General features: G+C 64.1%; 11 protein-coding genes. 6 read left to right on the top strand and 5 right to left on the bottom strand.

Going from position 1 to position 11,845, the window contains the following annotated elements; translation table 11 throughout:
- Positions 1-74: 74 nt before the first annotated feature.
- Both ACO06F_RS17860 and ACO06F_RS17855 read right to left on the bottom strand, forming a co-directional pair.
- Positions 75-779, bottom strand: coding sequence for a cyclic nucleotide-binding domain-containing protein (locus tag ACO06F_RS17860; RefSeq protein WP_421694079.1), 705 nt, complete (start codon positions 777-779; stop codon positions 75-77).
- A gap of 144 nt (positions 780-923) precedes the next feature.
- Positions 924-1,934 (bottom strand): zinc-binding alcohol dehydrogenase family protein, encoded by a 1,011-nt coding sequence (locus tag ACO06F_RS17855; RefSeq protein WP_421696715.1) that lies wholly within the window; start codon positions 1,932-1,934, stop codon positions 924-926.
- A gap of 66 nt (positions 1,935-2,000) precedes the next feature.
- On the opposite strand from ACO06F_RS17855, the gene ACO06F_RS17850 reads away from it, so the two are divergent.
- Both ACO06F_RS17850 and uxuA read left to right on the top strand, forming a co-directional pair.
- The gene (locus ACO06F_RS17850) at positions 2,001-3,452 is read left to right on the top strand and encodes a mannitol dehydrogenase family protein (protein ID WP_421694078.1); all 1,452 of its coding nucleotides are present in this window, start codon (positions 2,001-2,003) and stop codon (positions 3,450-3,452) included.
- Positions 3,452-4,624, top strand: coding sequence for a mannonate dehydratase (gene uxuA / locus ACO06F_RS17845; RefSeq protein WP_421694077.1), 1,173 nt, complete (start codon positions 3,452-3,454; stop codon positions 4,622-4,624). The genes ACO06F_RS17850 and uxuA overlap by 1 nt, the downstream gene beginning before the upstream one ends.
- A 4-nt stretch (positions 4,625-4,628) precedes the next feature.
- Here the strand turns inward: uxuA and ACO06F_RS17840 are convergent, their stop codons facing one another.
- Positions 4,629-5,051, bottom strand: a complete 423-nt coding sequence (locus ACO06F_RS17840) for a YccF domain-containing protein (protein ID WP_421694076.1) — start codon at positions 5,049-5,051, stop codon at positions 4,629-4,631.
- A gap of 121 nt (positions 5,052-5,172) precedes the next feature.
- Here ACO06F_RS17840 and ACO06F_RS17835 point away from each other — a divergent pair, with 121 nt between their 5' ends.
- Positions 5,173-6,303, top strand: a complete 1,131-nt coding sequence (locus ACO06F_RS17835; protein ID WP_421694075.1) for a metallophosphoesterase family protein — start codon at positions 5,173-5,175, stop codon at positions 6,301-6,303.
- Positions 6,300-8,960 carry an AAA family ATPase gene (locus ACO06F_RS17830; RefSeq protein WP_421694074.1) on the top strand — a complete coding sequence of 887 codons (2,661 nt, stop codon included), beginning with the start codon at positions 6,300-6,302 and terminating at the stop codon, positions 8,958-8,960. Before ACO06F_RS17835 ends, ACO06F_RS17830 begins: the two co-directional genes overlap by 4 nt.
- Before the next feature lie 9 nt (positions 8,961-8,969).
- On the opposite strand, the gene ACO06F_RS17825 is transcribed toward ACO06F_RS17830, so the two are convergent.
- Entirely contained in the window at positions 8,970-9,725 is a 756-nt protein-coding gene (locus ACO06F_RS17825; protein WP_421694073.1) for an SDR family NAD(P)-dependent oxidoreductase, read from the bottom strand.
- 10 nt (positions 9,726-9,735) lie between these two features.
- The gene (locus tag ACO06F_RS17820) at positions 9,736-10,383 is read right to left on the bottom strand and encodes a VOC family protein (RefSeq protein WP_421694072.1); all 648 of its coding nucleotides are present in this window, start codon (positions 10,381-10,383) and stop codon (positions 9,736-9,738) included.
- Between the two features lie 179 nt (positions 10,384-10,562).
- Here ACO06F_RS17820 and ACO06F_RS17815 point away from each other — a divergent pair, with 179 nt between their 5' ends.
- The gene (locus tag ACO06F_RS17815) at positions 10,563-11,153 is read left to right on the top strand and encodes a BA14K family protein (RefSeq protein ID WP_421694071.1); all 591 of its coding nucleotides are present in this window, start codon (positions 10,563-10,565) and stop codon (positions 11,151-11,153) included.
- 169 nt (positions 11,154-11,322) lie between these two features.
- Positions 11,323-11,679, top strand: coding sequence for an ArsR/SmtB family transcription factor (locus ACO06F_RS17810; RefSeq protein WP_421694070.1), 357 nt, complete (start codon positions 11,323-11,325; stop codon positions 11,677-11,679).
- Positions 11,680-11,845 lie beyond the last annotated feature (166 nt).

Genomic DNA, 11,845 nt, shown 5'->3' with positions numbered 1-11,845 from the left:
CTCCCAGTCAGCGGATCCCACCGCCACCCGCTCACCATGCCCGGACTTGATCCGGGCATCTTCTTATCCCCTCCTCACACCCGCGCCGGATCCTGCACGATGCTTTCGAGTGAGATCACCGCCGTTGCCACCTTGTTCGCCAGATGCCGGTTCATCGCGGCGATGAGGGCGGTGTTCAGCTCTGGCTTCGCGGCGAGGAGCTTCTTCAGCATGGCGGCGTTCCACACGAAATAGGAACAGCCCGGCTCCAGCGTCACGGTGGCGGTGGCGGTACGCTGGAGGAGGAAGGCGATTTCGCCGATGAAGGTTTCAGCCTTGGTGCGGGCATGGCGGCCCGCCTTCTGGATGTCCATCTCGCCATCCACCACGAAGTAGAGCCTGTCGAGCGGCTGGCCCTCCTGCGTGATCACCACGGGCGCGGTGGCCCGCCCCTCCTCGGCAATCCGCAGAAGCGAACGGAACTGGCCGGGTGAGAGGTCCTGCAGCACATCGAAGAGATGCTTCTGCGTGGCGGTCAAATCGAAATTCACCCGCTCTGCGATGATCTGCCCGATCATCCACAGATTGACCAGGATGAACAGCGAGCTCCAGAAAATGCCACCCCACAGCGGCGTTGCGGGCGCGAAGAAGAAATACAGCATGTAGACAATGTCGCCCGCAATCACCAGCGCACGGAGCACCAGCGTATCGCGGAACAGGAATGCCGCGAGATAGAACAGCGCGCCCACATGAACGATGTTCTCCCGGTGGAAGAGATCGCCCCATTCAAATCCCGTCATCTGCTGCTGCCCCCTTTGTCATGCGTCATCCCGTCTCCCGCTGCCACGCAAAGGAAGAAAGCGCCCGAAGGCCAGATGACACTGTGTGGATGATGCCCTTTCTTACCCTAACGAGCGCGCGCTGTCAAGGATTAAATTCCCGGCCTAGAGCTCCAGCACCGCCTTCACCGTTCCCGCCTCGGGCTTGATCCACTCCGGCATCCTCGCAGCCGCCTCCCACAGGGGCGCGCTGTGCGTCTTGATCGCCCGTGTCGGAACCTTGCCCTCGCGCATCGCCGTCATCACCGTGGCGAAGTCCGCCAGTGTCGCATTGCGGCTGGAGAGCAGCGTCGTCTCGCGCTTGTGGAATTCGGGGTCGCTGAAGGAAATATGTCCCTGCACGATCGAGACCAGAACATAAGTCCCGCCATGCGCCACCAGCGCGAAGCCGCGCTCCATCGCCTTGGGGCTTCCCGTGCAGTCGAACACGCAGTCATAGAATTCGCCCGCGGTATTCTCCCGCATCCGCTCCACGTCATTCTCGCCCAGGCGGATGGTGTGGGTCACACCCAGCGTGCGGGAGGCGAAATCCAGCCGGTCTTCCCGGCCGTCGATCACCGTCACCTCGGCCCCCTGGAGCCCCGCGAAGATCGCAACCCCAACGCCGATGGGCCCCGCTCCCACCACCAGTGCCCGGCGGCCCCGGCTCAGCTGGCTGCGCGCCACGGCATGGGCACCGATCGCCAGAAACTCCACCATCGCCGCCTCGTCCAGCGAGATGCCGTCTGCCGGAAACAGGTGGGTTTCGGGAAGCGAGAGATACTCGCACATGCCGCCGTCGATATGAACGCCCAGCACCTTGAGGCTGGTGCAGCAATTGGTCTTGCCCGCCCGGCAGGCAATGCAGTGCCCACAATGGAGGTACGGCACCACATAGACCGGGTCCCCCGGCTTCAGCGCCGAGCCCGCATCCGCCTCCACGATCTCGCCCGAAAGTTCATGGCCCATCACGCGGGGGTAGCTGAAGTAAGGCTGGTTTCCCTGGTAGATGTGCATGTCCGTGCCGCACACGCCAATGCGGCGGATGCGCACCAGCGCCTCGCCCGGCCCCCGCGCCGGCACCGGCCGCTCCACGATTTCCAGTTCGCCGGGGTTCCGGCACAGCACGGCGCGCATCGTCTCTGGCATGGGCTCACGATCCTTCTTGAGCGGAGGCAGCTTGTATAATAGCACTCTGCCCCCATGACGAGGCTTTCACGCTCCACTTTTCCCCGCTTGTCCTATGATCCCGCGCAAGCGGAGACCGGCATCGTGCATCTGGGCGTGGGCGCCTTCCACCGTGCCCACCAGGCCGATTACACGGACGCTGTGCTGCAGACGGGTGATCTCCGCTGGGGCATTCTCGGCGCCAGCCTCCGCTCCCCCGATACGCGGGACGCGCTTAAGCCTCAGGACAATCTCTATACGCTGGCGATCAGCGATGAGGCAGGAGAGCGTTACAAGGTGATCGGCGCCCTGCGCGGCCTCCTCGTCGCGCCGGAAAACCCCGCGGCCCTTGTGGAGGCCATGTGCCAGCCATCGGTGAAGATCGTCTCCCTCACCGTCACCGAGAAGGGCTATTGTCATGACCCGGCAACCGGCACGCTGAATGAGGCACACCCGGACATCCAGCATGATCTGGCCCACCCCGAAGCCCCGCGCTCGGCACCAGGCTTCCTCGTCGCCGCCCTGCGGCAGCGGCACGCCCGCGGCCTCGAGCCCTTCACCATTCTGTGCTGCGATAATCTCCCCGCCAATGGCCGCACGGTGGCCCGCGTCGTCACCCGCCTTGCACATCTCCAGAATGAAGAACTCGGGCGCTACATCGCGGACTACGCCGCCTTCCCGGCCACCATGGTGGACCGCATCGTGCCCGCCACCACGGACCAGGACCGCGCCCGCATCGCCGCCGCAACAGGCCTTGAGGATCAATGGCCCATCGTCACCGAGGCCTTCACCGATTGGGTGATCGAGGATAATTTCCCGCAAGGCCGCCCCGATTGGGCGGCAACCTTCGTCAACGACATCGCCCCCTTCGAAACAATGAAGCTGCGCCTTCTCAATGGCGCGCATTCCTCCATGGCTTATCTCGGTTATCTGGCGGGCCATGAGACGATCGCCGATTGCATGCAGGATGAGGCGCTGGCGCAATTCGTCAGCCGTCTGATGAATGAAGAGGTGACGGAGACCCTCACGGTTCCTCCGGGTACGGATGTTTCCGCCTATAAGGCGGCACTCCTCCGCCGCTTCCGCAATCCGGGCCTGCGCCACCGCACCTGGCAAATCGCCATGGACGGCTCGCAGAAACTCCCCCAGCGCCTGCTCGGCACCATACGTGACCGGTTGAAGGCGGGAGCGCCGATCCCGGCACTGGCCCTGGGCGTTGCCGCCTGGATGCGATACGTCACAGGGGTGGACGAGAAGGGCCAGCCCATCGACGTGCGCGACCCGCTGAAGGATGAGCTCCGTACACTGAGCAATTCCGCAGGACTTGATGCTGCCCGCCTGGCGCCCGCCCTCCTCTCGGTTGAGAGGATTTTCGGGCAGGACTTAGGCACGAACGGCGTTTTCACGGCGGCGGTCACCCAGGCCCTCCACAGCCTCATCACCCGCGGCAGCAAAGCCACATACGAAACCTTCCGGAGCAAGCCCTGATGAAGCAAACCTGGCGCTGGTTCGGCCCTGATGATCCCGTCACTCTCGCCCACGTCAGGCAGGCTGGCGCAATCGGCATCGTCTCCGCCCTCCACCATATGAACCGCGGCCAGGCCTGGACCGATGACGAGGTGCTGAAGCGCAAGTCCGAAATCGAGTCCGCAGGCCTGAGCTGGGACGTGGTCGAGAGCATTGCCGTGCCGGAAGCGATCAAGACCCGCAGCGGAGACTTCCGCGCGAAGATTGACAATCACAAGGCCTCGCTCCGCGCCGTCGCCAGAGCCGGCATCAAGGTCTGCTGCTATAATTTCATGGCCATCACCGATTGGACGCGGACAGACCTTGACTGGCCGCTGGCCAATGGCGGCACCGCACTCCGCTTCGACATGATCGACTTCTGCGCCTATGACGTGCTGATCCTGAAGCGCTGCGATGCAGAAGCCGATCACCCGCCGGAACGCATCGAGGCCGCCAGACAGCGCATGGCCTCCTGGCCCGAGAGCAAGGCCGCCCAGCTTGAGCGCAACCTGATCGATTGGGTCCCGGCGCGCGAAACCGTTTATGACCGGCAGAGCTTCCTGCACCAGCTCGATGAATATCGTGACATCACGGTCGAGGGCCTGCGCGAGCACCTCTTCCTCTTCGTCCGCGAGATTGCGGAAACCGCTGAGGAGCTTGGCCTCAAGCTGGCGATCCACCCGGATGATCCGCCCTTCCCGCTCTTCGGCCTGCCGCGCGTAAACTCGACCCAATCAGATACGCAGAAACTGTTCGACGCCGTGCCGAGCCCGGCCAATGGCGTCACCCTCTGCACCGGCTCCTATGGCGCGAACCCCGGGAATGATCTGGTGAAGATGGCAAGGGCCTTCGCCCCCCACATTCACTTCGCCCATCTCCGCAACACCACGCGGGAGGTCGATGGCTCCTTCTACGAAGCCGAACATCTGGACGGCGACACGGACATGATCGGCGTCGTCGCCGCCCTGCGCGAGATGGAGATGGCCCAGTCCCGCGAGATCCCGATGCGGCCGGATCATGGCCACCTCATTGTCGATGACACCGGCAAGAAGGTGAACCCCGGCTATTCCTGCATCGGGCGTCTCAAGGGACTTGCAGAACTGCGCGGCGTCATGCGCACGGTCGATGCATTCAGGGCAGGCCGCGTGAGCTGAGGGCTCAGACGCGCGGCAGCGGCATCGCCTGGTCCTTCGGCACGATCGTCTTGCCGATGGGCCACAGCGCAAGCCCCGCGAGCTTCAGATGCGCCCAGGCGAAGGGAATGCCGATGATGGTGATCGCCAGACAGATGGCCCAGGCCACATGCATCAGCGCCAGCCACCAGCCGGCAAACACCAGCCACAGAATATTGCCGACGGCGCCCAGGGGCCCGGTGCCCAGATCTTCCTGGCCGGTCAGCCGGTCACGCGGCACGGCGGTGTAGCCGAAGGGCATCAGCGTATAGAGCGCGATGTTGATCGCAGCCCTGGCCCAGGGGATGCCGACGATGGTCACCGCCATGATGGCTGCCGCAATAAGCCAGCCGAATGCCATCCAGGCGCCGCCCAGCAGGATCCAGAGAATGTTCAGCAGCAGAGACATCTTGCCCTCCAAAGTTCACGGGCAGACATATGGGAGCAACCGGCTCTCTTTGCCAGCAGAATTTGCAAAGCGTTGCAGCACCGGTTGACGCCTGCCCCTCCGGGCTTCCATTCTGCCACCCATGAAATTCATCCACACCGCCGATTGGCAGATCGGCAAGCCCTTCCGGGCCTTCGGCGAAAAGGAAAGCGTCCTCCGCCAGGCGAGACTCACCGCCATCGAGACGATCGGCCGCCTCGCCCGCGCCGAGGGAGCAGCGCATGTGCTGGTGGCGGGCGATCTCTATGACAATGATGCGCCCGCGCAGAAAACCCTGCTCGAACCCATGGAGCGCATGAGGGCATTTGCAGACGTCACATGGCACGTCATCTCCGGCAATCATGACTATCACCGCAGCAACGGCCTGTGGGACCGCGTGGCCGCCCAAGGCCTTCCGGCCAATGTCGCGCTTCACCTGTCGCCGGAACCAAAGGCCTTGGGCGAAGAGGCCGTTCTGTTCCCCGCAGCCTTGCGGCGGCGGAGCGAAGTGAATGATCTCACCGAATGGATGGATCACGCGGAGAGCGCCGCAGGCGCTATCCGCATCGGCCTCGCCCACGGCTCCATCACCGGCTTCGGAACGGAAGGCGAAGCCAAGAACCCGATCGCACCGGACCGCGCCCGCCGCGCCCGCCTCGACTATCTGGCGCTGGGTGACTGGCACCGCACGAAGGAAGTGAACGCCAACACCTGGTATGCCGGAACGCCCGAGGCAGATCGATTCAACAGTCAGGAACTTGGCGAAGTTCTCCTCGTCGAGATCGCTGGCCCGGGTGCTCCCCCCAAGGTCAGCCGGCGCCGCAGCGGCACCTATCGCTGGATCGCGCAGACGGAAGAGCTTTCAGCCACTGCCGACATCGACGGGCTTGAAGACCGCCTGCGCAATCAGCCGGATCTCTCCAGCCTGCTGATGAGGATCGATATCAGGGGCACGCTCGATCTGTCGGCCCGCGCCGCACTCACGCAAAGGCTCGCCGGCATCGAGGCCGCGATGTTCTGGCTGGAGGCCGATCTTGCTGACCTTCATGTGCGGCCGACGCCGGAAGACCTCGAGAAGATCGACTTTGGCGGCGTGCTGCGCGAGGCGGCGGAACGGCTCAAGGCGAAGGCAGAAGACGCGGGCGCCAGTGCCATCGAGCGCCGCCGCGCCGAAGAAGCGCTCGTCCAGCTCTTCGTGATGACGAAGGATCAAGCCAAGGGCCAGGCGGCATGAAGCTCACCCATGTCAGCGTCGAAGGCTGCGGCCGCTTCGGCAAGCTCACCCGGGTCGAAGGCTTCGGGCCAGGTGTAAATATTCTCACCGCCCGGAACGAGGCCGGAAAATCCACGCTGTTCCGCGCCATCCGCACCTGCCTGTTCGAGCGGCACTCTTCCACCAAGGAAGACATCGAAGCACTGGCAACGGAAGGCCTGTCACTTCCCGTCACCATCACGGTGGGTTTCGAGAAGGGCGGCACGCACTATGAGATCCGCAAATCCTTTCTTAGAAGCAAGTCGGCAAGCCTGCTGGTGGACGGTGTGGAAAGGGCGCGCAACGCCCAGGCCGATCAGGAGGTGTGGGAACTTCTCGGCATCGAGCAGCGCTCGGCCCGTGCCCTTGATGAAGCGGCCTATGGCATGTTGTGGGTGGCCCAGGGCCGCTCGTTCGAGCAGCCGAGTCCCTCCGAAGCGGCGAAGGGCGTGCTCAATGCAGTGGTGCAGCAGGAAGTCGGCACGCTGGTGGGCGGCGAGCGCGCGCGGCACCTTCTCAATGCCGTGAAGGAGGAACTCGGACGTTACTATACGGACAGGGGCCCGAAGGCCGGCGGCCCGGTCGATACTGTCGCGAAGGAGGCCCGCAAGCTTGCCCAGGATCGCCTTGAGACCGAAGACCGCTTGGCACAGCTGAACGTCAAACTTGAAGAGCTCTCCACCCTGCGCGCGGAATTCAGGACAGCAAGTGACCCTGCAGCGCTTCACGCCCTCAATGAACAATTGAATGATGCCCGCGCCAGGCTCGCGGAGGCCGAGAAGGCGGGTGAGGATATCAGGCGTCTCACTGCGGAGGAACGCCACGCTCATGAGCGGGCGGAAGATCAGCAGGGCAAGCTCGACACCCTGAAAGCCCGTGCCGCAACGATTGATGCGCAGCGCCTTCGCCTCGAGGAATTCACGGCCGCGATGGCGCCCCTCAATGACGAGAACACCGCGGCCGCCAAAGCGCTGCAGGAGCAAACGGCCCACAAGACCGGGCTTGACGCCGCACTGGAGCAGCTCGAGTTGGAGTTGGCAGGGGCGCAGCGGCTGGAAGCGCTTGCCACGCGGCTGTCCCGGCGCGGCGAACTGGATGCGCGCCTCAGGCTGCTCGAGGCTTTCCGCAAGCGGGCTGCGGAGAATGAGGCGGCACTCACATCCGCAACCGTCGATGACGCGGCCATCAAGTTGCTCGAGGCGATTGAGCGCGAGGACGCAAAGCACCGCGGCGCGCTTGAGGCCGGTGCGGCGCAGATCGCCATCGAAATGAAGCCAGGCGCCGCAGTCCGCATGAATGGCGGGGCGATATCCGGAAGCATCGCGCGGGCCGTCACGGAACCGATGATCCTTGAAATCGGCGAGGAAGTGACGCTCACCATCTCACCGCCAGCCAGCGCACTTGGCTCATCCGCCGCCAGGGCGCTGGAGGCCGAGCGCGAGAAACTGAATGCGCTGCTCATGCGGCATGGGGTGGCAACGGCTGCAGAGCTCCGCCAGCGCCGGGGCGTGCGGATCGAGCTGGAAGAGATCGCGCGGGACATCCGCGCCGAACGCAGCGCGCTCGCCATCAAGGAAGATCTGAACAGCGAGATCGAGCGCCTTCGTACCGCCGTCAGCGGCATCGAGTCCGAAACGCAGCGCGTGCTGGGCGAGGGTGCGGCACTCCCCTCGCCGGAGGAGTCTGACGCGCTGAAACGCAATGCTGCCGAACGCCGCAACGGGTTTCGGGCGCAGCGTGCAGCCTGCGAGTCCCGCATCAAGGCCAGCACGGACGCGCTGCAGAAGCTGGCCGCCGCGCGCGGCGAAATGAACGGGCAGATCGAGGCGCTGCGCCGCCAGCTTGAACAGGATCTGAGCCTGCTGCCGGATGCGACGCGCGAGAACGCCATTGCCGGCTGCGCAGCGGAGCTGCAGGCCCGCCGGGACACGCACCGCATCAAGGCTGCAGCCCTCAGCGAACGCCAGGCCCATGCGCCGCCGCCAGGTGAAGCAGAGCGCCTCGCCTCCCGCATCGAACGGCTGACCCAGGCGATCGGCACGCAGGGCGAAGTGGCCTCCCGCCTGCGCGAAGCCATTGCGCGGATCGAGGGCGAGGTTGAGAACGCCGGTGGCGAGGGACTGGGCGAACGCGCCGCCACGCTGAAGATCCAGCATGAGATGCTGCAGGCGGAAGAGGCGCGGCTTGCCGAACGTGCCGAAGTTCTGAAGCTGCTGCGCGATACGGTGGAGAGCTGCTATGCCGAACGGCGCGAGCAGCTGAATGCCCCGCTGCAGCGCCACCTCACGCCCTTCCTCCATGACGTGTTCCCAGAGGCCAGCATTGCGCTGGGCGAAAATTTCGCGATCTCGGGCTTGAGCCGGGCTGCCCCCGAGGGCGAGCTCTTCGGCCGCCTCTCGCTCGGCACGCAGGAGCAGCTCGCCGTGCTGGTGCGCCTCGCCATGGGTGCGATGATTGCCGAGAAGGGCGCTGCCGTTCCCGTGATCCTCGATGATGCGCTGGTCTTTTCCGATGATGCGCGCATCGAGCAGATGTTCGATGCCCTGAACCGGGCGGGAAAGAACCAGCAGGTCATCGTCCTCACCTGCCGCGCCCGCTCATTCACCTCCCTCGGCGGCAGGCAGCTGCGGATTGTCTAGAGACCGCGCCTACAAATAGGCCGCGCCTGTCGCCACGCTTTCTGCACCATCGAGCGTGAAGACGGCGCCCGATGCATAGGCTGCCTCATCCGAGGCGAGATAGACATAGAGCGAGGCCAGCTCTTCCGGCCTTGCGTGGCGTTTCATGGGAATGATGCCGTTCACCCGGGCCAGCATCTCAGGCGAATATTCAGCTTCCTGCATCGGTGTCATGGTGTAGCCGGGGTTCACCGCATTGACCCGCACACGGGGTGCGAGCTCAACCGCCATCGTTCGCATCAGGGAGAGCAATGCCCCCTTCGAGGCGTTGTAATCCGCATAGTGGCGATAGGCCATGACGCCCGATGTGGAGGCCGTCATGAGAATGGCGCCCCCCTGCTCCTGTGCCAGCATGTGGCGCGCAGCGAGTTGGCTCACATAGAACACGCCATGCACATTGACGCGCATCACCCGGTCGAATTCCTCCCGCGGGATATCGACGAAGCTGCGGCGGAGCGAAATCCCTGCATTGCAGATCAGCACGTCAAGCCCCCCGAGCCTCTCCAGGGATTGCGCGAAGGCAAGGTCCACGCCATCGGGGTCCGCCACGTCGACGGCGGCGACATGCGCCAGCGCCGGCAGCTCCGTTTCCACCGCCTTCGCATTGTCGGGGTTCCGGCACCATACGGCAACCCTGGCGCCCTCTTCCAGAAAACGGCTTGCGACCGCGGCTCCTATTCCTGTTGAGCCGCCAGTGATGATGACGCGCTTGTTCTCGAGCCTCATGTTTCCCCCTTCAAATCACATACCCCTTTGGCAGCGGCGAGAAGGAGGTGAGCGTTGTCACGCCCTTGGCACTCTCAAGCTGCGCCACCACCTGGGGCGTGTCGCTTTCTATCACCGGCACATCAAGGCCAAGTGTTTGAAAGATGCCGCGCAATACATCTGCTTCAGGCGAATGGACTTCGAAAGAGGCGAGGCTTGCCCCGCGCGGTACGGATTGCGCCGGGTGCTCGGCACCGCGCCAATCGATGAAGAAGGGGATGAGGGAGCCGAACCGGTGATTGCGCAATCCCCAGCACACCCAGTCAAGCCGTGTGCCATCGGGCTTCACGCGCCCGCCCGGCACGCGTGCACCGCCTTCGAGGCCAGCCTTCGCGGCGCGCGCGGCCAGGGCTTCAAGGTCAACGCCGCCAGCGGCCCAGTGATAAATCCCGGAGCCGCCAAGCGCCCGCACATCCTCGTCCAGCGCATGTTCCGGCTGCGCCACATCGCGGCCGAGAATTTCGAGGTAGGTGGCAGGCCCCAGCCCCAGCAAGGCATTGGCCGTCCCTTCGCCCGGGTGCTCTCCGCCATAGAGCGGCTCCTGATCCATGGAGCGGGAAAAGTCGCTCCGTGCCTGGGCGAGGTCGGAAGAGTAAAAGACGATATGATCGATCCGCATGGCCGCATATGAGCGCCGGACAGGACAGCTGTCCACAACCGCCCGCACCTCGGCTGATTTGTGCCCCAATCGCAGCCGATGATTGAGGCAGATCAATGCCTGATTGCTGGGCAGTGCTGATCATGGAAACTCGTTGATATCTGCAAGGGGGCCGTGGGGGCACCTCAAGGAGATTGGTAATGCGAAGATTAGGTTCCGGTCTGGTGGCGGCAGCGATGCTGGCCGCCGCGATGCTCCTGCCCTCTGGGCCGGCAGAGGCCGGGCACGGTTACATCTACATTCCCCCCATGGGGGGACATGGCGGTGGCATGCCACATGGTGGTCCTGGTGGTCCTGGTGGCCCCGGCTGGCACGGACCGGGTGGCCCCGGAGGGCATGGCCCCGGTGGTCCTGGCCGCCCCGGATGGCATGGCCCCGGCGGACCAGGCGGCCCCGGCTGGCATGGCCCTGGCAATAACTGGCATGGCCCCGGCCATAATTGGCACGGGCACGGCAAGCCCTACTGGCATGGCGGCTACAACCATTATTATCATGGGCCAAGGTACCACTACCGTTACCCCGGCTATAATTATAACTACGGCGGCTTCTGGTACGCCTGGCCGTGGTGGCAGCCCGGCTATTATGGCGGGGGATATGACAGCGGCTATGAGAATGGCGCGTCGGACCACGTGCAATGGTGCCTCAACCGCTACCGGTCCTATAAACCGAGAACCAACACCTATACGGGCTATGACGGCCGGCAGCACCGCTGTAACAGCCCCTTTGATTGACGCAAGTCCGGCGCGGGGAAAAAATCCTCGCGCCGAGATCGATTAAATTCTGTGCACTACGTCTAAAAGCGGATACAATTCGTAGCATCCGCAGGTTGCAATGGCGGATCTGGTGTGGCATGCAGCTATCAACAGATATCGATCCTCACATAAAAGCACCAAAGGCATCATGAGCATTCTCGACTTCTCGAGCGCGACCGGCAAGGAACGCAAGGAACTGATGATCAAGGCCCGCAGAGCAACAGACATGCTCAAGGCCCTGTCACATGAAGGGCGCCTTCTCATCCTCTGCCTGCTGAACGACGGCGAGAAATCCGTATCCGAAATCGAAGACGTGATGGACATGCCGCAGGCTGCTGTCTCGCAGCAGCTCGCACGCCTCAGGCTCGATGGCCTGGTCAACGCACGCCGCGACGGCCGCAGCATCTATTATTCGATCGCCAGCAGGGACGTGACGAAAGTCATCTCCACCTTGCATGATCTTCTGAACGCCGCGCCGCGCGCCGCCGCCCGCCGCCGCCACTGACGCCGGAAGGGCGCTTCGCGCTTCGGGCTTCTCCCGGTGTAGACCTGGTGTAATCACCTCTACTTACTATCAGTCCTGATTTACAAATGTGCTGCTCCGGTTTACCGGTCGGCAGGCATTCGCATGGGCTTTTCTATGAACCTTCCCCCCGCCGTGGCATAAGCAA

It is taken from the genome of Aestuariivirga sp. (assembly GCF_965227715.1).
Lineage (GTDB): Bacteria > Pseudomonadota > Alphaproteobacteria > Rhizobiales > Aestuariivirgaceae > Aestuariivirga.
This window is presented reverse-complemented; position numbering and strand designations above follow the sequence as displayed.